General features: G+C 64.0%; 19 protein-coding genes. 7 read left to right on the top strand and 12 right to left on the bottom strand.

All coding sequences use genetic code 11. The annotated features are described in order from the left end of the window. Positions 1-4: 4 nt before the first annotated feature. The 4 genes from OSH12_RS00720 to OSH12_RS00735 all read right to left on the bottom strand — a co-directional run bounded on the left by OSH12_RS00720 (position 5) and on the right by OSH12_RS00735 (position 4,237). On the bottom strand, positions 5-1,093 hold the full coding sequence (locus OSH12_RS00720; RefSeq protein ID WP_266341582.1) for an ABC transporter ATP-binding protein: 1,089 nt from the start codon (positions 1,091-1,093) through the stop codon (positions 5-7). A 3-nt stretch (positions 1,094-1,096) separates the two neighbouring features. Beyond that, positions 1,097-1,999 (bottom strand): carbohydrate ABC transporter permease, encoded by a 903-nt coding sequence (locus OSH12_RS00725; RefSeq protein WP_266341583.1) that lies wholly within the window; start codon positions 1,997-1,999, stop codon positions 1,097-1,099. Between the two features lie 2 nt (positions 2,000-2,001). Next, the gene (locus OSH12_RS00730) at positions 2,002-2,886 is read right to left on the bottom strand and encodes a carbohydrate ABC transporter permease (protein WP_266341584.1); all 885 of its coding nucleotides are present in this window, start codon (positions 2,884-2,886) and stop codon (positions 2,002-2,004) included. 115 nt (positions 2,887-3,001) lie between these two features. Next, a complete protein-coding gene (locus tag OSH12_RS00735; protein ID WP_266341585.1) occupies positions 3,002-4,237 on the bottom strand; it encodes an ABC transporter substrate-binding protein in 1,236 nt (411 codons plus the stop codon). A gap of 192 nt (positions 4,238-4,429) precedes the next feature. Here OSH12_RS00735 and OSH12_RS00740 point away from each other — a divergent pair, with 192 nt between their 5' ends. Next, positions 4,430-5,488, top strand: coding sequence for a LacI family DNA-binding transcriptional regulator (locus OSH12_RS00740; RefSeq protein WP_266341586.1), 1,059 nt, complete (start codon positions 4,430-4,432; stop codon positions 5,486-5,488). A gap of 171 nt (positions 5,489-5,659) precedes the next feature. Here the strand turns inward: OSH12_RS00740 and OSH12_RS00745 are convergent, their stop codons facing one another. Next, positions 5,660-7,465 carry an ABC-F family ATP-binding cassette domain-containing protein gene (locus OSH12_RS00745; protein WP_266341587.1) on the bottom strand — a complete coding sequence of 602 codons (1,806 nt, stop codon included), beginning with the start codon at positions 7,463-7,465 and terminating at the stop codon, positions 5,660-5,662. Positions 7,466-7,634: 169 nt separating this feature from the next. On the opposite strand from OSH12_RS00745, the gene OSH12_RS00750 reads away from it, so the two are divergent. Then, complete coding sequence (locus OSH12_RS00750) at positions 7,635-8,153, top strand: sigma-70 family RNA polymerase sigma factor (protein ID WP_266342415.1); 519 nt, start codon at positions 7,635-7,637, stop codon at positions 8,151-8,153. Beyond that, positions 8,143-8,829, top strand: coding sequence for an anti-sigma factor (locus tag OSH12_RS00755; RefSeq protein ID WP_266341588.1), 687 nt, complete (start codon positions 8,143-8,145; stop codon positions 8,827-8,829). Before OSH12_RS00750 ends, OSH12_RS00755 begins: the two co-directional genes overlap by 11 nt. Positions 8,830-8,946: 117 nt before the next feature. Here the strand turns inward: OSH12_RS00755 and OSH12_RS00760 are convergent, their stop codons facing one another. Continuing rightward, positions 8,947-10,125 carry an aminotransferase gene (locus tag OSH12_RS00760; RefSeq protein ID WP_266341589.1) on the bottom strand — a complete coding sequence of 393 codons (1,179 nt, stop codon included), beginning with the start codon at positions 10,123-10,125 and terminating at the stop codon, positions 8,947-8,949. A gap of 374 nt (positions 10,126-10,499) precedes the next feature. Between OSH12_RS00760 and OSH12_RS00765 the strand changes: the two genes are divergently transcribed. Then, a complete protein-coding gene (locus OSH12_RS00765) occupies positions 10,500-11,069 on the top strand; it encodes a fasciclin domain-containing protein (protein WP_266341590.1) in 570 nt (189 codons plus the stop codon). 167 nt (positions 11,070-11,236) lie between these two features. On the opposite strand, the gene OSH12_RS00770 is transcribed toward OSH12_RS00765, so the two are convergent. Together OSH12_RS00770 and OSH12_RS00775 are read right to left on the bottom strand one after the other, a co-directional pair. Further along, on the bottom strand, positions 11,237-12,259 hold the full coding sequence (locus OSH12_RS00770) for a glycosyltransferase family 25 protein (RefSeq protein WP_266341591.1): 1,023 nt from the start codon (positions 12,257-12,259) through the stop codon (positions 11,237-11,239). A 159-nt stretch (positions 12,260-12,418) separates the two neighbouring features. Then, complete coding sequence (locus OSH12_RS00775; protein ID WP_266341592.1) at positions 12,419-12,826, bottom strand: DUF4332 domain-containing protein; 408 nt, start codon at positions 12,824-12,826, stop codon at positions 12,419-12,421. A gap of 195 nt (positions 12,827-13,021) precedes the next feature. Here OSH12_RS00775 and OSH12_RS00780 point away from each other — a divergent pair, with 195 nt between their 5' ends. Then, the gene (locus tag OSH12_RS00780; protein ID WP_266342416.1) at positions 13,022-14,584 is read left to right on the top strand and encodes a helicase HerA-like C-terminal domain-containing protein; all 1,563 of its coding nucleotides are present in this window, start codon (positions 13,022-13,024) and stop codon (positions 14,582-14,584) included. A gap of 79 nt (positions 14,585-14,663) precedes the next feature. On the opposite strand, the gene gstA is transcribed toward OSH12_RS00780, so the two are convergent. Continuing rightward, positions 14,664-15,272, bottom strand: coding sequence for a glutathione transferase GstA (gene gstA / locus OSH12_RS00785; RefSeq protein ID WP_266341593.1), 609 nt, complete (start codon positions 15,270-15,272; stop codon positions 14,664-14,666). Positions 15,273-15,503: 231 nt separating this feature from the next. Here gstA and OSH12_RS00790 point away from each other — a divergent pair, with 231 nt between their 5' ends. Next, positions 15,504-16,901, top strand: coding sequence for a M20/M25/M40 family metallo-hydrolase (locus OSH12_RS00790; RefSeq protein WP_266341594.1), 1,398 nt, complete (start codon positions 15,504-15,506; stop codon positions 16,899-16,901). Further along, positions 16,898-17,476 carry an LOG family protein gene (locus OSH12_RS00795; protein ID WP_266341595.1) on the top strand — a complete coding sequence of 193 codons (579 nt, stop codon included), beginning with the start codon at positions 16,898-16,900 and terminating at the stop codon, positions 17,474-17,476. Before OSH12_RS00790 ends, OSH12_RS00795 begins: the two co-directional genes overlap by 4 nt. Positions 17,477-17,482: 6 nt before the next feature. Here OSH12_RS00795 and OSH12_RS00800 read toward each other — a convergent pair whose 3' ends face one another. The 3 genes from OSH12_RS00800 to OSH12_RS00810 all read right to left on the bottom strand — a co-directional run bounded on the left by OSH12_RS00800 (position 17,483) and on the right by OSH12_RS00810 (position 20,103). Then, complete coding sequence (locus OSH12_RS00800) at positions 17,483-18,706, bottom strand: RNA polymerase sigma factor (protein WP_266341596.1); 1,224 nt, start codon at positions 18,704-18,706, stop codon at positions 17,483-17,485. A 28-nt stretch (positions 18,707-18,734) separates the two neighbouring features. Continuing rightward, positions 18,735-19,088, bottom strand: a complete 354-nt coding sequence (locus OSH12_RS00805; RefSeq protein WP_266341597.1) for a YciI family protein — start codon at positions 19,086-19,088, stop codon at positions 18,735-18,737. A gap of 97 nt (positions 19,089-19,185) precedes the next feature. Further along, positions 19,186-20,103 (bottom strand): cytochrome c, encoded by a 918-nt coding sequence (locus tag OSH12_RS00810; RefSeq protein ID WP_266341598.1) that lies wholly within the window; start codon positions 20,101-20,103, stop codon positions 19,186-19,188.

Here is a 20,103-nt window from a genome sequence, read left to right on the forward strand (position 1 = left end):
AGAATCAGAGGCGCGCGCCCGTTGACAGATCGAAGATCGACGCCTGAGCGGGCAGGAAAAAGGCATCGACGGAGGACGGTGTCTCGACATGCGCATCGCCATCGATGCGCACCGAGAAGGTCTTTCCGGCGAGTTCGCCCCAGACCAGACTGTCGGCGCCCATCGGCTCCAGCAGGGTCAGCTTGACCGGCAATACGCTGGCGCCGGGCTCGCGATGTTCGAGGTCGACCTGCTCCGGCCGGACGCCGAGCGTCGCCGGGCGACCATGCTCGGGCGGCGTCTCGAATTCGTAGCCGGTCATGTCGACGAGATGACCGTCCGGCAGCTTGAAGGCGGCCTTGCCATCCGAGACCGACAGGTTGCCTTCGATGAAGTTCATCGAGGGCGAGCCGACGAAGCCGGCGACAAACCGGCTGATCGGCCGGCGATAGATCTCCTTCGGCGAAGCGAGCTGCTGGATCACACCACCATTCATCACGGCGACGCGGTCGGCCAGCGTCAGCGCCTCGATCTGGTCGTGGGTGACATAGATCATGGTCGAGCCAAGCTCTTGGTGCAGGCGCTTCAGTTCGACGCGCAACTCCGTGCGCAGCTTGGCGTCGAGGTTGGAGAGCGGCTCGTCGAACAGGAAGACGTCGACGTCGCGCACCAAGGCGCGGCCGATGGCGACACGCTGGCGCTGGCCGCCCGAAAGCTCGGCTGGCCGGCGTTTCAAGAGCGGCTCGATCTGCAGGATCTTGGCGGCGCGCGCTACTCGCTTGTCGATCTCGTCCTTCGGCACCTTGGCCATCTTCAGGCCGAAGGAGAGGTTTCCCTCCACCGTCATGCGTGGATAGAGCGCGTAGGACTGGAACACCATGCCGATGCCGCGGTCCTTCGGCTCTTCCCAGGTGACGTTCTTGCCGCCGATCCAGATCTGGCCGGCGGAAACGTCGAGCAGGCCGGCGACGGCGTTGAGCAACGTCGACTTGCCGCAGCCGGAGGGCCCGAGCAGGACGATGAACTCACCCTGCTCGATCTCCAGGTCGAGTGTCTTCAGAACCTTGAGGTTGCCGAATTCGATTTCGAGGTCACGAATGGAAACAGTGGCCATGGATCACCCCTTCACGGCGCCGGAAGCGATGCCGCGAACGAACCAGCGCCCGGACACGAAATAAACGAAGAGCGGTACGAGCGCCGTCAGGATGGTCGCTGCCATGTTCACGTTGTACTCCTTCTCTCCGAAGCTCGAATTGACGACATTGTTCAGCTGAACCGTCATCGGGAAGTTCTCGCGGCCGGCAAAGATCAGGCCGAACAGGAAGTCGTTCCAGATGCCGGTGATCTGCAGGATCGCGGCGACGACGATGATCGGCGTCGAGAGCGGCAGCATCAGCCGGATGAAGATCGCCCAGAACCCGCCGCCGTCGACGCGCGCCGCCTTGAACAGGTCGATCGGGATGCCCGCATAGAAATTGCGGAACAGCAGCGTCATCAGCGGCAGGCCGAAGATCGTGTGAACGAACACGACGCCGGGGATCGAATTGTAGAGCGACACCATCGAGAGGATGCGCACCAGGGGATAGAGGAAGACCTGGTAGGGGATGAACGCGCCGAGCAGCAGCACGGCGAACAGGATGTTGGCGCCCTTGGGCCGCCAGAAGGAGAGCGCGTAGCCCGTTACCGATCCGACCGCGATGGAGAGCAGGACGCTCGGCACCAGGATCTTGATCGAGTTCAGCATGCCGACATGGATGCCGTTGCAGTTGAGGCCTGTGCAGGCCTGCGACCATGCCTTGACCCAGGCATCGAAGCTTGGCGAGCCGGGCAGGGCAAACAGATTGCCGAGCCGGATTTCGTCCATCGGCTTCAGCGATGTCACGATCATCACATAGAGCGGGATCAGGAAGAACAGCGCCGAGATGATGAGAAAGGCATAGACGCCGTAGCGGCCGGGGCCGATGCGCTTCGGGCGGGGGCCCGAAGGCTCGATATGCCCGTTTGCGGTGAGAGAAGCCATGATCAGTGCGCGCTCCTCGGCTTGCGGAAGTATTGCACGTAGAGCCAGGGCGCCAGGACGCAGAGGACCGTGATCATCATGACGGTCGAGGCGGCGGTGGCGAGGCCGAGATTCTGGCGCTGGAACAGATATTCGATGACGAACTTGGCCGGCACCTCGGTCGATATGCCCGGGCCACCATTGGTCAGCGCCACCACGAGGTCATAGACCTTCACAACGGCGGTCGCGAGCAGCACCGTCGCCGTCACGAACATCGGCGTCAGGATCGGGATGACGATGTGGACATAGACGCGCCAGGTCGGGATACCGTCGACCTTGGCCGCCTTCCAGAGTTCGCCGTCGACGCCGCGAAGACCTGCCAAAAGGATCGCCATGACGAGCCCCGAGGCCTGCCACATGCCGGCGAGCGCGATGACATAGATCGCCCGGTCGCCGCGCGACAGCCAGTCGAAGGTGAAGCTCTCCCAGCCCCAGTTGCGCACGGTCTGCTGGACGCCGAGCGTCGGGTTCAGTGTCCACTGCCACACAAGGCCGGTCACGATGAACGACAGGGCGTAGGGATAGAGGAAAATCGTGCGGAAGACGCTCTCGGCGCGGATCCGCTGGTCCAGGAACACCGCGAGCAGGAAGCCGAGGATCAGGCAGCCGACGATGAAGATCAGGCCGAATATGGCGAGGTTCTGGACCGATATGATCCAGCGCTCCGAGCCGAACAGCCGCGTATATTGCGAGAAGCCGACATAGTTGGAGACGGGGAAGACCTTCGAACTCGTGAACGAGATCTGGATGGTCCAGATAATCGTTCCGATATAAGCGAAGATCACGATCAGCCAAGCGGGCAGGAGCGCCACCTGGGCCATCCAGAAGCGTAGAAATCGTGGTTTCAAGGTAACGCACTCCGATTGCCAGGCGGCTATGAGCCGCCGTGGACCGGCTCACCGCGACGGTGGCGCCAGACCGAGGAGGAAACCCGGCCGGAAATCCGGCCGGGTCGCTGTCCTGTTACTCAGAGGCGATGATGTCGGCGAACTTCGCCTGCAGGTCGGCCGGCGCCTGCGACGGCGTCGTCCAGAACTGGCCGATGATGTCCTGGATCGAGCCGATCGAGTCCGGCGTCTGCAGGAAGTCGAAGCCGGGAACGGAACCGTTCTCGGTGCCGAGCAGCTTCAAGCCGGCCTGGGCGCAGGCGTCGAGCTTGGAGGTGTCGACATCGCCGCGAACCGGGACGGAGCCCTTCTTCGCGTTGAAGGCGACCTGGGTCTCCGGCGTCAGCATGGTGTGAGCCAACAGTGCCTGGGCCTTCAGGGCGTCGGCATTGTCGGTCTTCGGGAAGACGAACACGTCGCCGCCAACCCAGTAGACCTGGTTGCCGATACCCGGAACGCAGCCGATTTCCTTGCCGGGGGTCAGGCCGGCGGCGATGACTTCGCCCTTGGCCCAGTCGCCCATGAAGTTGAAGCCGGCCTTGCCGGTGACAACGAGGCCGGTAGCCTGATTCCACTGGCGGCCCTGCTGGCCGGCATCGCCATATTCACGCAGCTTGCCGAAGGTTTCGACGACCTTGGCGAACTCGGGCGACTTGACCGCCTCGGCGTTGTTGTCGCCATAGACCTTCATGTAGAGGTCGCGGCCGCCGACGCCGAGCAGGACGTCGTTGAACAGCAGGACCTGCGTCCAGGCATCGCCCGACTGCGCCATCGGAATGACGCCGGCTGCCTTCAGCTTGTCCATGGCGGCGAACAGCTCGTCCCAGGTCTTCGGCGGCTCGATCTTGTTCGCTTCGAGCAGGGCCGTGTTGTACCAGAGCCAGTTGTTCGAGTGGATGTTCACGGGAACGGCGAAGTAATGGCCGTCACGGGTCACTGCCTTCACGAGAACCGGCGAAAGGAACTTGTCCCAGCCATCGGCCTTGGCGACGTCGTCAAGGTTGTTGAGCAAGCCCTGGGCGACGAGATCTTCGAACTGCTTGCCGGTGTTGAACTGCATGGCGGTCGGCGGATTGCCGCCAACGATGCGGTTGATGCCGGCAGCACGTGCTGCTTCGCCGCTGGCGATGGCCGCGTCGACCCACTCGCCGCCCGCTGCGTTGAACTGATCGGCGAACACCTTCACGGCAGCGGACTCGCCGCCGGAGGTCCACCAATGGATGACTTCGGCCTTTTCGGCTGCGACCGACGGGCCGGCCATCAGGGCCACAATGGCAGCGGCTCCGAGCAGTGCCTTCGTAAAGTGCTTCATGCTTCCTCCTCCCAGGGGTTCAGCGCCTTTCCTCAAAGGCGCCAATTCGTGAACGTCCGTCCGATCCGCCGGACTTGAACGCCCGAATTCTTGTAATCGATTACATCTACCGTATACTCCCCAAGCCGGCTGTCAACGCAAAGTTATTTTGCACTGCAAAAGAAAAGAACCGGCGCGGGAAGGGGACAAAGGGTGCGAACACTAGGAACGCCGGAGCCGGAAACGGCCCCCCGGACCGTCACGATTCAGGACGTTGCGCGACGGGCAGGGGTTTCCACCGCCACAGTGAGCCGGGCGATCGCCTTGCCGGAACGCGTCGCCGCGGCAACCCGCGAGGCGGTGTTTTCCGCGATCCGCGAAACCGGCTACACGCCCAACGCCGCCGCCCGTTCGCTGCGCGCCAAATCGACCAAGATGGTGCTGGTGCTGCTGCCGGGCATCGGCAATTCGTTCTTCACGCCGGTGCTGAATGCGCTCGAAGAGGTATTTACGGAAGGCGGGTACGGCGTACTGATTGGCTATACGCGTCAAAGCCGTAGCCGGGAAACGCACTATGCGCGGGTGATCCGGGCAGGGCAGGTGGACGGCGTCCTGGTCGTCACCGGCAATGTGCCGCGCGACGAGGAATTCGTCTCGGTGCCGGACACGGTGCCGGTATCCCTGATGTTTTCGGAAGTCCCCGGCACGGCGCAATTCTCCGTCTTCGACGTCGACAATCGCGGCGCCTCGGCTGATGCCGTGCGCTATCTGATTTCGCAGGGCCATCGCCGCATCGCGCATATCCCCGGCGCCGAGAGCGGGCTGGAGGCGAGGGAGCGGCTGGGCGGATATTGCGATGCAATACGAGAAGTCGGTTTTCCGCTCGATGAGTCGCTGATCTGGCGTGGCGCCAGCAATTTCGATTTTGCTTCCGGCGAGCGGGCGGCGAAGGATTTCTTCGCGCTCGACGACAAGCCGACGGCGGTTTTCGCAGCCGCCGACGAAATCGCGCTCGGGTTCATGCGCGCGCTTAAGAATCGTGGGGTGGGGATTCCATCCGATGTTTCCGTCATCGGCTTCGACGATACGGAATACGCCGTCCACTACGATCCGGCGCTGACCACCATGCGTCAGCCGCGTAACGAGATGGGCCGGCTTGCGGCGCAGGATCTGCTGCGCCGGATGGCGGCGCGGGATGGTGGCATCCCGACCTCGAAGGTGCGGTTGCCCTGCGAACTCGTCGTGCGCGAAAGCGTGCGGGCGGTCGAGTAGGGAGACCCCTTGCCCCAGCCCTCTCCTGCAAGCGGGCGAGGTGGCAGGTTTCACCTAGCCCTCTTGGTGTGCGTCTCCACGAGAAACTGAGGCAACTCAGGCCAAAAAGCCCTCGCCCGCTTGCGGGAGAGGGGTGGGTGAGGGGCTTGCTTCAGGCCATCGCCGCGAAAACTAGCCCGCCAGTTCCTCGCGCAGCATTTCCAGCAACAGCCACTCTTCTTCGGCCGCATCGCGGTCGTTCTGAGCGGCGGTCAGCTTGGCGTTGGCGGTGTCGAACGCCTTGCGGTCGATCGCGAACAGGTTCGGCCGGGCAAGCGTCGCCTCCTGCTTCTTGATCTCGGCGCCAAGCGCCTCGATCTTCGCCGGCAGGGTTTCCAGCGCGTGCTTCTGCTTGAAGGACATCTTGGCCTTCGAGGTCGGTCCCTTGTCGGTCGTGGTCTTCTTTTCGTCCTTGCGCTCGGCCTTGTTGAGGGCTCGCGCAGGGGCGGCGGCGCCGCGCTGGATCAGCATGTCGGAATAGCCGCCGGCATAATCGGTCCAGCGGCCATCGCCCTCCGCCACGATCACCGAGGTGGCGACGCGGTCGAGGAAGTCGCGGTCATGGCTGACCAGCATGATGGTGCCCGGATAATCGTCGAGCAATTCTTCGAGCAGATCGAGCGTCTCGAGGTCGAGATCGTTGGTCGGCTCGTCCAGCACCAGCAGGTTGGACGGGCGGGCAAGCGCCCGCGCCAGCATCAGCCGGCCGCGCTCACCACCGGAAAGGGCGGTGATCGGCGCGCGCGCCTGCTCGGGCGTGAACAGGAAGTCCTTCATGTAGCCGATGACGTGGCGGGATTCGCCGTTGACGATGACGCTGTCGCCCCGGCCCTCGGTCAGCGCATCGGCGAGGCGAAGGCTGGGATCGAGGCTTTCGCGGCGCTGGTCGAGCGTCACCATCTGCAGATTGGTGCCGAGCTTGATGATGCCTGAGTCGGGCGGCAACACGCCGGTCAGGAGGTTCAGCAGCGTCGTCTTGCCGGCGCCGTTCGCGCCGACGAGGCCGATCCGGTCGCCGCGCTGGATGCGGGTCGAGAATTCCCGCACGATCACCCGCTCGCCGAACGACTTGGTGACGTCGATCGCCTCGACCACGGCCTTGCCGGAGAGGTTGCCTTCGCTGGCCTGCAGATTGACGCTGCCCACGGTGCGGCGCTGGTCGCGGCGCTCCTGGCGCAGCCCTTCGAGCTTGCGCAGGCGGCCCATGTTGCGCTTGCGCCTAGCGGTGACGCCGTAGCGAACCCAGTCGATTTCCTGGCTGATCTTGCGATCGAGCCGCTCGCGCTCTTTCTCCTCGTCATGGAGAATGCCGTCGCGCCATTCCTCGAAGGCGCCAAAACCCTGCTCAAGCCGACGCGTCGTGCCGCGATCGAGCCACAGCGTCGCCTTCGACAGGCGCTCCAGGAAGCGGCGATCATGGCTGATGAGAACGAGCGCCGAGCGCATCGACTTCAGCGTCTCTTCCAGCCATTCGATCGCGGGCAGGTCGAGATGGTTGGTCGGCTCGTCGAGCAGCAGGATATCCGGCTCCGGCGCGATGGCGCGCGCGAGGGCCGCGCGGCGTGCTTCGCCGCCCGAAAGCGTGTTCGGCGCTTCCTCGCCCGTCAGCCCCAGCGATTCCATCAGCATGGTGGCGCGATAGGTGTCGTCGCCCGGCCCGAGACCGGCCTCGACATAGGCGCGCACGGTCGCATAGGCGGACAGGTCCGGCTCCTGCGGCAGGTAGCGCAGCGTCGCGCCTGGCTGCACGAAGCGCGTGCCGGAATCGGCCTCGACCGTGCCGGCGGCGATTTTGAGCAGCGTCGACTTGCCCGAGCCGTTGCGGCCGACAAAGCACAGCCGTTCGCCGGCGGAGACCGAGAGCGTCGCGCTTTCGATGAGAGGACGGCCGCCGAAGGTCAGGCGGATGTCCTGGAGGAGAAGCAGAGGAGGAGCCATTCGACGGGATGTAGCGATGACCGAGGGCGGTAGCAAGGCAGATCGCGCAGGCCATGGTGGCGCGCCAGGCTTTCGCCTAAGCTTGCGCCGCCGGCATCCGGGCGCGGGGAGGAAAAACTTGACCTATCGGACATCCGATCCGTCACGGCAGGCAGATCTGGTCGATCTCATGCATGCGGTCGCCTCGCGCGACGAAACGGCATTCAAGCGGCTTTATGACCGGACATCCGCGAAACTTTTCGCGGTGGTCCGCCGTATTGCCATTAGTGAAGCAGCTGCCGAGGAGGCGCTGCAGGAGGCGTGGGTCCGGATCTGGAACCATGCTGACAGATTTGATCCGGCCTTGGCTTCTCCGATCACATGGATGACGACGATTGCCCGTCATGCGGCGATCGACGCGGTTCGCAAGGGGCCAGAACGCGCCTCGGCGACGGCTGTCGTGCTGGACGAGGAGCTGGCGGATAAACTGCCGGCGCCTGGTTCGACGACGGACGGCCTGACCGGACCGCAGTTGCGGCGCTGCCTGGAAGGGCTGGAGCCGGACCGGCGAGGAATGGTGCTGCTGGCCTATAGCTACGGCTATAGCCGGGAAGAGTTGTCGCGACGTTTCGACAAGCCCGTCGCGACGGTGAAGACGATACTGCGGCGAAGCCTGATCGCCTTGAAGGAGTGCCTCGGTGGCCGATAACAACGAGATGGAGGGTCTGGCCGGAGAGTATGTGCTCGGCACGCTCGATCGGCCCGAACGGGACGCGGTTGACGCTCGCAGCGCCAGCGAACCCGCGCTTCGCGCCGCGATCGGCGACTGGGCCGAGCGACTGCAGCCGCTGGCCGATGACGCCGGCGAGCAGGCGCCGCCGCAAAGTCTCTGGACTTCGATCCTCGCCAGCATCCGCAGCGGTGGCTCCGGCGCCCGCGTGCAACTGCTCGAGCGCACCGTGCGTCGTCTGAAGATCGCGACGATCGGCTTCGGTGCCGCGGCGGCCGTGCTCGCCATTGTTGTCGCCAGCGACCGCCTGGTGCCGCCGCCGATGCCCGGCGCAAACTACGTCGCGGTGCTGAACGGGGAGGGTGGGCGACCCGCTTTCGTCGCGTCGGTCGATATCGATACCGGCATGATCCGCCTGCGTCGCGTCGGTGACGCGCCGCCGCCCGACAAAAGCTTTGAACTCTGGCAGGTTCCTGCCAGCGGGCCGACTGTGTCGATGGGCGTTGCCGACAATCTCAGCGACCTGATGCCAATGAACGTATCGCTGAAGCCCGGCGAAAAGCTGGCGATCTCGCTCGAACCGAGAGGCGGCTCGCCGACCGGCCAGGCGACGGGACCGGTCATGTATATCGGTGACCTACTGCCGGCCGAGTGAAGCCGACAATTGACGGAAGGCGGTGGTCGAACCTTTCACCGAAGGGTGAAAGGTTCGAGATCTTGTTCCAGCCGCATTTTCTTCACGCGAACCGGTACCCACCTCGCTCGAAAACGCTCAAGCCACCGCCTTGACGCGCTTTTCGATCCAGGTCGCGAGTCGCTCCAGCGCGGAATCAAGGATGGAGTCCTGCTTGGAGAAGCAGAAGCGCACGAAGGTCGAGGGCGCGTTGCCGTCATAGAAGGCAGAGACCGGAACGGCTGTCACGCCCGCTTCCACGGTCATGCGCTGGCAGACCTCGACATCGCTCGCGGCAAGGCCGAGCGGCGCGATATCGGCGGTGACGAAATAGGTGCCGTCGCACGGCACGACGCCAAAGCCGAGACGCGCCAGTCCCGAAGCAAGGCGGTCGCGCTTCTTCGCCAGGTCACCGGCGAGGCCGGCGTAATACGCATCTTCCTTGGCCAAGCCATAGGCCACGGCCGTCTGAAGCGCAGCCGGCGTCGTGAAGGTGGTGAACTGGTGCGCCTTGGCGATCGGGTCGAGCAGTCGCGGCGTCGCCGTGACATAGCCGACCTTCCAGCCGGTCAGCGAAAAGGTCTTGCCGGCCGAGCCGATGCGGACGGTGCGCTCGCGCATGCCCGGCAGCGTCATGAGCGGGATATGCTCACGGTCATCAAAAATGATGTGCTCATACACCTCGTCGCAGATCGCATAGGCGTCGAAGCGCACGCACAGCTCCGCGATCAATCCCAGCTCTTCGCGGGTAAAAACCTTGGCGGCGGGGTTCATCGGATTGTTGAGCAACACCGCCTTGGTCTTGTCGGAGAAGGCGGCGGCGAGTTCGTCGGCGTCGAGCTTCCAGTGCGGCGGCGTCACGCGCACGAGCTTCGCAATACCGCCCGCCCGGCGTACCAGCGGCAGATAGCAGTCATAGAGCGGCTCGATGAGCACAATCTCGTCGCCCGGCTCGATCAGCGAGGTGATGATATCGGCGAGCGCTTCCGTGGCGCCGGAGGTGACCAGAACCTCGGTCTTCCAGTCGACATCGAGATCGTAGAAGCGCTTGTTGGCCGCGGCCACAGCCTGGCGCAGCGCCGGCACGCCCATCATCGGTGGGTACTGGTTCGGCCCGGCGATCAGCGCCTCGGCCGCCATCCGGCGCACGTCCTCCGGTCCGTCGACATCGGGAAACCCCTGGCCGAGATTGATGGAGCCGTGTTCGATCGCAAGCCGCGACATCACCTCGAAGATGGTGGTCGGAAGGCCGGTATAGACGGGATTGGTCGGTTTCATCAGGTACTCCACTCGGCGCGGGAGATTATGGCGCGCGTCTCGCCCGCGCAAGCAATGGCGTGCCTTCGATACACCGCGTCGCAGGTGGGATTCTCTCAGGCCCGCTTCCGCCGACGTCGACGGGCGAGATTTTTCTTCGATCACCTGAAACCGTTTCCGTGTAGCTCCGTATAAGGTAGCAGAAGGACGTTTCGGACAAAATCACGACAAGCTTGGAATTGGCTTCGGATCGAAGGCGCACGGAAACACGTGTGGTTTCAGTCGACGATATAGCTTTGCCGAATTCCAGTTTGCTTGGGTGTCTGATGCGTGACTTCGAAAATTAGATCTGGTTTGGCGTTTGGGATGATCCCGACGTTACAGGAGGAAGTCTAATGTCTCGTTTTGCCAATATCGTCCGTGCAGCTGCTGTCGCTACCATTGCCTTCGGCGGCGTTGCCACCGTCGCAACCCCCAGCTTTGCCAAGACCGTGATGGTCGGCGGCGCGGCGATGTATCCCAACAAGAACATCATCGAGAACGCGGTCAACTCCAAGGATCACACGACGCTGGTCGCAGCCGTCAAGGCAGCCGGTCTTGTCGACACGCTGTCGGGCGCCGGTCCGTTCACCGTCTTCGCACCGACCAACGAGGCCTTCGCCAAGCTGCCGAAGGGCACCGTCGAGACGCTGCTCGAGCCCGCCAACAAGGACAAGCTGACCGCCGTCCTGACCTATCACGTCGTACCGGGCAAGCTCTCTGCCGCCGATATCATGGCCGCCGCGAAGAAGATGAACGGCATGGCGGAATACAAGACCGTGCAGGGCGAGTCGCTCAAGATCCAGGTCGACGGCAAGAAGGTCTGGGTCATCGACTCCAAGGGTGACAAGGCGCAGGTCACGATTGCCGACGTCAACCAGTCGAACGGCGTGATCCACGTCATCAACGCCGTCCTGATCCCGTAATTGTGCAAACGGAACCCGGCCGCAAGGCCGGGTTCCTCTCTGCTCTCTGATGGTCCGATCGGAGGCGAAAAAAAATCTGCAGCGGCCGAAACTTTCGATCCACCGGCTGCGTAACTCGATAACAAGGTTGGCGATCTTGTCTCCGGCCTCCCGGCAGGCTTGTCGACCTAACCGCGCGCGGATCGTTTCGGCGATGTGCGCACCGGCGCCGTTCCGGAGGCCGCCCCGCCCACCGGAACGGCGGCCGGCATTGTCAAGTTGCTCTTCGAATGACCACGTTTCGCGGACGCCCTGGCGTCGCCGACCGTTGCCGCATCGGCAAAGTCGGAATCGCGGAATTGATAGGCATCGATCCAGCGCAAATCGGAAGTCGCCCAGTCGATCAGGGTTGCCGATGCAGACAAAAGTCCCCGGGCCAATTGCTTGAATGGCCTCAAGAGCTCCCGGCGCAATTTCTTGATGCCCCGGAGTTTGCCCGGCGGCCTGTCGCGCCCGACGGCCAGCACCTTGTCGCGTGCCTCGACCAGGCTGCTTTTCAACGCGTCCAGCTTTGGCCCACGCCGGACGCTATCCTGGATCCCGGGAGCGGGGAGCATCTGATAGATCGTCAGGCTATCGGCCAACCCATTCTGGTTGTCAAATATCAGGACGTCGATGCTCTCTTCGTATTTCGCCATCCGCGATAGGACGCGTCGGCAAAACTCTCTGGAGACGACGTAAAATCCGGTGCCAAGGTGGGTCGAGTAGATCCTGAACAACTTGCGGTCACCGACAATGTTCAGGCCGTTCCTGTTGATCCGGATCCTTCCGCTATCGTTGACGGTGTAGCAGCCGGTTTCCAGCTTGACGACATCGGCATCCGGCGGAATCCAAGCATCGCTGCAAAGATAATCCCTCACATTTCCGGCGAGATGCAGATCGTCCTCCAGGATGGCTGCGTAGCGATCTTCTCCTGCGGCGATCAGTTCAAGGCAATGCCGATGGCTCAGGAAGCAGGCCAGTTCGCCCCGGGTGAGGGCGGACCATCGGTCTGGCTTCGGCGCCACGAGTTCCTGAAACTCAGCGTCCGAGATGGCTTCCTTGTCCACTGCCGCGACGCGCACGAATTCGACGCCAACCCGATTCAATAGCGTGGTCATGTACTGAAGGCGCTGTGGCGCGCGATCCAGATTAATCAGGTAGCATTTCAATTATGGTGCCCGTTCGGAAGTTTACGCAGCCCTTGCGTCGTGGAAACTCTTGGTCCGATCCCGGCTATTAGTCGATCGGACGAGGCGTGTGAACTCTGTTCACTCGCGTCGGTTGTCTTTGGCATCGGCAAGGCATGCCAGGCCCTGTGACATGTCAGCCTAGTAGGTGAGCATCGGCGGCAGATTTTTCGCCTGCTCGATCCAGTCTTCGACGATCTTTTCCGATGGGAGCTGGCGCACGAGCTTCTTCGCCGTGTTGATCTCGACCATCTTGGCGGTCAGATTGTCGGCCCGACGCGTCTTCAATTCCTTGACGGTGTCGACGCCGGCGGCTTCCAGCAGCTCGGAATATTCCTCCGCCACGCCCTTGATGCGCATCAGATCGGCCATGTTGGCCCATTTGAGGATCTTGCTTTCATCAAGACCGGACGTCGCGGCAAGCGCCTTTCGACCCTTCGGATCTTTCGCCTGCTCAAGAAGAGCGCCGGTCGTGCGGACTCCCACGGCAATCAGCTTTTCTGCGAAGACAGGACCGATGCCTTCGATATCCTTGATCGGGTAAGACATTCTCGAACTCTCCTGAGCGAATCCCAAGTGTTAGAAGTCTAGATCGGGATGTTCGCCCGTGCGTTGCGCGATGGCAAGTCGTGTCGTCGCGTGGGCCGCGCGACGGTAGATTGCACGGAACGAATTGGGTTCTATAAGGTCGCAAGAGCCCTTCGATCCACGGAGCGGCGGCGCCAGAGGAATGTGTCGATGCCGATGCTGGAAGCGGACAAGATCTATCTCGGGACGAGCGACAAGCCGGAATACCTTCTGCTCGGCCTCGCCAACCGGCATGGACTGGTCACCGGCGCCACCGGCACGGGCAAGACCGTGACGTTGCAGGTGATGGCACAGGGCTTTTCCGACGCCGGTGTCCCGGTGTTCTGCGCCGACGTGAAGGGCGATCTCTCGGGCATCGCCGAGGCGGGCGAGGCGAAGGATTTTCTCCTGAAGCGGGCAGAGGAAATCGGCTTCAAGGACGAATACAAGTTCGGCGCCTGCCCGACGATCTTCTGGGATCTGTTCGGCCAGCAGGGTCACCCGATCCGCACCACGGTGAGCGAGATGGGGCCGCTGCTTCTGGCGCGGTTGATGAACCTCAATGATACGCAAGAGGGCGTGCTGACCATCGCCTTCCGCGTCGCCGATGAGGAAGGCCTGCTGCTGCTGGACCTCAAGGATCTGCGCGCCATGCTCGGCTTCATGGCCGAGAACGCCGATCGCATCCAGGCGAAATACGGCAACGTCACCAAGGCTTCGGTCGGCGCGATCCAGCGCCAGCTGCTTGTTTTGGAAAACCAGGGAGGCGATTCGTTCTTCGGCGAACCAGCGTTGAACATCGCCGATTTGATGCGCACGACGACGGACGGTCGCGGCATGGTCAACGTGCTCGCCGCCGACAAGCTGATGAATTCGCCGCGCCTTTACGCCACCTTCCTGCTCTGGCTGCTGTCGGAGCTGTTCGAGGTGCTGCCGGAAGTCGGCGATCCGACCAAGCCGCGCCTGGTCTTCTTCTTTGATGAAGCGCATTTGCTGTTCGACGAGGCGCCGAAGGCGTTGCTCGAAAAGGTCGAGCAGGTGGTGAAGCTGATCCGCTCGAAGGGCGTCGGCGTCTATTTCGTCACCCAGAACCCGCTCGACGTGCCGGACAGCGTGCTGTCGCAGCTGGGCAATCGCGTCCAGCACGCGCTGCGCGCCTACACGCCGCGCGACCAGAAGGCGGTCAAGGTCGCGGCCGATACGTTCCGGCCCAATCCCGCCTTCAAGACGATGGATGTGATCACCCAGCTGGCCGTCGGCGAGGCGCTGGTCTCGACGCTGGAGCCGAAGGGCGTGCCCAGCATCGTCGCGCGGACCTTCATCCGTCCGCCGTCCTCGCGCATCGGCCCGGTGACAGAGGCCGAGCGCCGCCAGATCATCGCCACGAGCCCGATCGGCATCGCCTATGACAAGACCATCGATCGCGAGTCGGCCTATGAGATCCTCGGCCGCCAGGTGGCGGCCAACGCTCCGGCTGAGCCCGATGCCAGCGCACCGCCGACGGCGAGCGGCTTCGATATCGGCGGCATTCTTGGTTCGCTACTCGGCACCGACAAGAAGCGCGGCGAGCGCTTCACCGCAACCCAGCGCGTCGCGCGTGACGTGACGCGCACCGTCACAAACCGAGTGGCGGGGGATATGGCTGCCAGTATCGGCAAGAGCGTCGCCGGCTCGATCGGCGGCTCGGTCGGCCGCTCCATCGTGCGCGGCGTGCTTGGCAGCATCCTGCGCACACGCTGATCGCCGACGACGGACACAAAAAAATCCCCGGAGCGAAACTCCGGGGATTTTCTTTATTCGCGAGACAAACGCTGTCCGATCAGGCGGCGGCGCGCAGGCCTTCAGCCTCGAGCGCCTGCTGGACCGCCGGACGGGCGGCGACGCGGTCGAAATAGGCGTCCAGCTTGGAGCCGACGTCGAACTTGAAGCTCTTGGCCCAGCGCAGCACCGTGAACAGATAGCCATCGGCCACGCTGAAATTCTCGCCCATCAGGTAGGGCTTGTCGCCCAGTGCTTCGGTCAGATAGGCGAAGCGCAGCGTCAGGCGTTCCTTGACGCTCTTCTTGGCTTCCTCATTCGTCGCCGGGTTGAACAGCGGGCTGAAGCCCTTGTGCAGCTCGGTCGAGATGAAGGCGAGCCAATCCATCAGCTGGTAGCGCTCGCGGGTGCCGAAGGCGGGGGCAAGGCCGGACTTCGGCACGAGATCGGCGATCATCTGGACGATGACCGGGCCCTCGGTGACGATGCTGCCGTCTTCAAGCTCCAGCGCGGGAACATAGCCCTTCGGATTGATTGCCTTGAAGTCGCCGCCGCTCTCGGTTGCCTTGTCGCGCAGGTCCACCTTGACGATGTCGAAAGGCAGGCCGGCTTCGCGCAGGGCGATATGGGGCGAGAGCGAACACGCGCCCGGAGCGTAGAAGAGCTTCATCAATCACATCCTAGGGGAGAGGCCGTCACGGACGGCGGGAATGGTTTGGACGGCGGGAATGGTTTGTCGTCTCGACTTGATCTGTAAGGTGGGTATTCCACCGATGCCACGCAATGCGGCGAATTGTGCTCACTCCGTCAACAAGCGCTTGCCTTTTCTTTTGTGGGCCTTGAGCGTATCAGGACCGTTTATCGCGCGTGCCTGCGCGCTCGTTTCCCCTGGAGCCCGCTCGTGTCCGATCGCCTCGCCGACGTTCTCGCCCATATCGATGCCGACATCGAAAACAGCCTCGAAAGGCTGTTCAAGCTCATCCGCGTCGAGAGCATTTCGACCGATCCCGCCTATGCCGGCGCCTGTCGCGAAGCAGCCGACATGATCGCCGCCGATCTTGCTTCGATCGGCTTCGACGCCAGCGCGCGTCCGACCGCCGGTCACCCGATGGTCGTCGGCCACCAGGACGGCGGCAAGGGTCCGCGCGCCCTGTTCTATGGCCATTACGACGTGCAGCCGGTCGACCCGCTGGAGCTTTGGGAAACCGCGCCGTTCGAGCCGCGCATCGTTACCGCCGCCGACGGCACCAAGCAGATCGTCGCCCGTGGCACCTCGGACGACAAGGGCCAGTTGATGACCTTCATCGAGGCGTTCCGCGCCTGGAAGGCCGTCACCGGCACGCTGCCGATCCCCGTCTCGATCCTGCTCGAGGGGGAGGAGGAGTCCGGCGGGCCAAGCCTCGTGCCGTTCATGCAGGCCAACAAGGACGAACTGGCCGCTGATTTCGCCTTTGTCTGCGACACCAACATGTGGAACGCCAATACGCCGGCGGTCACCACCATGCTGCGCGGTCTGGTCGGCGAAGAGATCACCATCACCGCCGCATCGCGCGACCTGCATTCGGGCATGTATGGCGGCGCCGCCCGCAACCCGATCCACGTTCTCGTCTCGATCCTCGACGGCCTGCGTGACGAGAACGGCCGCGTCACGCTGCCGGGCTTCTATGACGGCGTCGGCGAGATCCCCGACAGCACCCGCCAGCAGTGGCAGTCGCTCGGCTTCGATCCGGAAGCGTTCCTCGGCGAAGTCGGCCTTTCGATTCCCGCCGGCGAGACCGACCGCAGCGTGCTGGAGAAGATCTGGGCGCGGCCGACCTGCGAGGTCAACGGCATCTCGGGCGGCTATACCGGCAAGGGCTTCAAGACGGTGATCGCCTCGCAGGCCTTCGCCAAGGTCTCGTTCCGCCTCGTCGACAAGCAGGATCCCGACAAGATCCGCGCCGCCTTCCGCGCCTATGTCCAGTCGAAGTTGCCGGCCGATTGCACCGTCGAATTCACCCAGCATGGCGGCTCGCCGGGCATCCGCCTGTCGGCTGATAACCCGGCGCTGGTGAAGACCCGCGCGGCGCTGACCGACGAGTGGGGCAATGAGTGCATGGTCGTCGGCTCCGGCGGTTCAATTCCTGTCGCCGGCGACTTCAAGACCGTGCTCGGCCTCGACGCACTGATGGTCGGCTTCGCACAGGAAAACGACCGCATCCATTCGCCGAACGAGAAATACAATCTCTCCAGCTTCCATGGCGGCATCCGCTCCTGGGCGCGTATTCTTTCAGCGCTGTCCGAGGAGGTCGCTTCGTGAAGATCTGCGTTTTCTGCGGTTCGAGCGCCGGCTATCGGCCGGAATATCGCGATGCGGCGATGGCATTGGGACGCGCCATCGCGGATCGCGGTGCGGCGCTGGTCTATGGCGGCTCGAAGGTCGGGCTGATGGGCGCGGTCGCCGATGCGGCGCTGCTGGCCGGCGGCGAGGTGATCGGGGTGATCCCCGAGGCGCTGCGCGACAAGGAAATCGCCCATATCGGCCTGACGCAGCTGCATGTCGTCAGTTCGATGCATGAGCGCAAGCAGCTCATGGCCGACCTTTCGACCGGTTTCGTCGCGCTGCCGGGCGGGCTCGGCACGCTGGAGGAATTGTTCGAGATCTGGACCTGGGGCCAGCTCGGCTACCACAAGAAGCCGGTCGGCCTGCTCGACGTCGCCAATTTCTACGAGAAGCTCGACGCCTTCCTCGATCACACCGTCGATGCCGGCTTCGTCCGCGCCGAGCACCGCGACATGCTGATCGTCGACGACAATCCGGTCACGCTGCTCGACCGCTATGAGAACTACCAGCCGGTGGCGCTGGCCAAATGGATCGGCCCGACGGAGCGCTGAACCGCGTCAGGACAAAAGCCGCGCCCGCCGTTCGGTCAAGTAGGACCGGACGGCCGGGTCGGTTGCGAGCCTTATCGCGCGGTCATAGGCCTCGATAGCTTCGCCATGCGCATCGGTACGCGAAAGCAGATCCGCCCGCACCGCCCAGAACGGCTGGTAGGTCTCGACGCGGGCCGCATCGATTTCGGCCAGGAGCGCCAGCCCGGCCCTGACGCCATGCGCTTCCGCTGTTGCGGCCGCCCGGCTGACGGCGACGCCCAGACGTGGGGCACTGCGAAACAGCTTTTCGTAGAGCGCGGCGATGGTCGCGCGATCCGGCGCGCCGGTCAGCCGATGTCCGACATGGGCAGACTGAATCGCCGCCTCGAACTGGTACCGTCCCGGCTGCCCGAACGCCGCGGCGCGGGCTAGCGTCGTCTCTGCCTCGGCAAGCCGCGTTCGCGACCACAGTGCAGCATCCTGCTTGGAAAGCGGCACATAGGCCCCGTCGCGCGCGCGACGAGCGTCTTTGCGCGCGTCGAGATGCAGCATCAGCGCCAGCAGGCCGAACGCTTCGGGTTCCTGCGGCATCCGTTCCGTCAATGTCCGTCCGAGCCAGAGGGCCTCGGCGGCGAGATCGTGGCGCTGGAGATCATTGTGCGCCCCATCCCATCCGCTGTTGAAGGTCGCATAGATCGCGGCGAGCACCGGCTCCAGCCGACCGGGGAGTTCGTGCGTTTCGGGCAGTTCGAAGCCGATGCCGGCGTCGCGGATCTTCACCTTGGCGCGGGTCAGCCGCCGCCCCATCGCATCCGGCGACACCACGAAGGCGGCGGCGATGCGGGCGGCGTTGAGGCCGAGCACGCTCTGCAGCATCAGCGGCGCATGAATGCCGGGATCAATCGCTGGATGGGCGCAGACGAACAGCAGCTTCAGCCGCTCGTCCGGGAAGCGCGGCGCCGCGAGATCGACTTCTCCGACAAGATCGGTAAGGAGAGCGAGCGAGCGCGACAACGCAGCGTCGGTCGCCGACCGCCGCGTTCGGTCGATCAGGCGCCGCCGCGCGACGGCCAGCAACCAGGCCTCGGGCCGTTCCGGGATGCCTTGCTCGGGCCACTGCTCCAGCGCGGCGACAATCGCGTCGGCGAGCCCGTCCTCGGCCGCCTCGATGTCACGGCCGCGAGCGGAAAGAATGGCGACGAGCCGGCCGTAGCTCTCGCGAACCGCTTGCTCGACGCGTCCTGTCGCCATCAACGATCTCGCAACTTTGCCGGGATCCCTACATCTGCGGCAGCGTCGGCCGGATTTCAACGCCGCCGAACGGCGCGCAGGGCGCCTTGGCGGCCCAGGCGAGCGCCGCGTCGATGTCCGCCACTTCGATCACGAAGAAGCCGGCCAGTTGCTCCTTCGCATCGGCAAACGGTCCGTCCTGGACCTGGTTCTGGCCGTCACGGATACGCAACGACGTCGCGGTCTCCGGTCCGAGCAGGCCTTCTCCGCCACGCACGATGCCGGAAGCGCTGATGTCGTCGACATAGGCCTTCCAGGCGCCCCAATAGGCTTCCGTTTCCGCGTTGTGATCCCGCGTCGTGAACTGCATCTCGGTTTCGTAGAAGAACAAGGCGTATTGCATGGATATCTCTGTGCGGTTCGAGAAGCGGGACCATTCCCGTTCTTCACGACAATGTCGCGGGGCCATCGACGATTCGGACAAGCTGGGGGAAAAAAGTTCAGGGCTTCGTCGCTGAAGCCACCGGAGGCACCTGCTTCAGATATTCGCCAATCGCCTCCCGGTCCTCGGCCGTCAGCTTCGCCATGTTGCGCACGACTTCGGCCATCGTGCCGCCGAGCGAATCGAACTCCGGCGTGAAGCCGGTATCGAGCGCGTTGGCGATGTCGTCGGCGCTCCAGTCGCCGAGCCCGCCGGAGGTGATGTCAGGAACCTTGCCCTTGCCGGATGGGTCCGGTGCGCCGCCGAGCGAGCGGTCCATCTCCAGCCCGCCCAATGCCGTGCGCGGCGTGTGGCATTCGTTGCAGTGGCCCGGACCCTCGACGAGATAGGCGCCGTGATTGACAGCCTCGCTCTTGGCCGGATCGGGCGTGAAGGTCTTGCCGTCGAGATAGAGCCATTTCCAGAGTCCGATGCCGCGCCGGATCGAGAACGGGAAGGGCAGGTCATGCGGCTGGTTGGCAGTGGCGTCCGCCGGCAGCGTGTCGAGATAGGCCTTTAGATCGAGGAGATCCGGCACGGTCATCCGCTGGTAGGACGTGTAGGGGAAGGCCGGATAGAGATGGCTGCCGTCCGGCGCGAGGCCGCGTTTCATCGCGTTGACGAAATCGAGCGTGCTCCAGTTGCCTATGCCATGCGTCTTGTCGGGCGAAAGGTTGGGCGCGTGGAAGGTGCCGAACGGGGAGGCTATCGCCACCCCGCCGGAAAGTTTCAGCAGATCGTCGCCGGCCGCACCCGGCGCGGCGTGACAGGATGCGCAGCCACCGGCCCAGAACAGCCGCTCGCCCTTGGCCGCGTCACCCGGCTTGTCGGGCAGCACGGCGGCGCTGAGCGGCTGCGGCGCGGTCATGAACCAGAAGGCCGCCGCAGAAACGGCTGCGACGGCGACGACGGCGAGGGCAGCGGAGCGCACCCGCAC

It is taken from the genome of Kaistia terrae, assembly GCF_026344005.1.
Classification (GTDB): domain Bacteria; phylum Pseudomonadota; class Alphaproteobacteria; order Rhizobiales; family Kaistiaceae; genus Kaistia; species Kaistia terrae.

Bases quoted from the DNA above. Each gene is read 5' to 3' on its own strand.
- OSH12_RS00720 (WP_266341582.1), bottom strand. From the start codon at position 1,093: ATGGCCACTGTTTCCATTCGTGACCTCGAAATCGAATTCGGCAACCTC.
- OSH12_RS00725 (WP_266341583.1), bottom strand. From the start codon at position 1,999: ATGGCTTCTCTCACCGCAAACGGGCATATCGAGCCTTCGGGCCCCCGC.
- OSH12_RS00735 (WP_266341585.1), bottom strand. From the start codon at position 4,237: ATGAAGCACTTTACGAAGGCACTGCTCGGAGCCGCTGCCATTGTGGCC.
- OSH12_RS00745 (WP_266341587.1), bottom strand. From the start codon at position 7,465: ATGGCTCCTCCTCTGCTTCTCCTCCAGGACATCCGCCTGACCTTCGGC.
- OSH12_RS00750 (WP_266342415.1), top strand. From the start codon at position 7,635: ATGCATGCGGTCGCCTCGCGCGACGAAACGGCATTCAAGCGGCTTTAT.
- OSH12_RS00760 (WP_266341589.1), bottom strand. From the start codon at position 10,125: ATGAAACCGACCAATCCCGTCTATACCGGCCTTCCGACCACCATCTTC.
- OSH12_RS00765 (WP_266341590.1), top strand. From the start codon at position 10,500: ATGTCTCGTTTTGCCAATATCGTCCGTGCAGCTGCTGTCGCTACCATT.
- OSH12_RS00775 (WP_266341592.1), bottom strand. From the start codon at position 12,826: ATGTCTTACCCGATCAAGGATATCGAAGGCATCGGTCCTGTCTTCGCA.
- OSH12_RS00780 (WP_266342416.1), top strand. From the start codon at position 13,022: ATGCTGGAAGCGGACAAGATCTATCTCGGGACGAGCGACAAGCCGGAA.
- gstA (WP_266341593.1), bottom strand. From the start codon at position 15,272: ATGAAGCTCTTCTACGCTCCGGGCGCGTGTTCGCTCTCGCCCCATATC.
- OSH12_RS00800 (WP_266341596.1), bottom strand. From the start codon at position 18,706: ATGGCGACAGGACGCGTCGAGCAAGCGGTTCGCGAGAGCTACGGCCGG.
- OSH12_RS00805 (WP_266341597.1), bottom strand. From the start codon at position 19,088: ATGCAATACGCCTTGTTCTTCTACGAAACCGAGATGCAGTTCACGACG.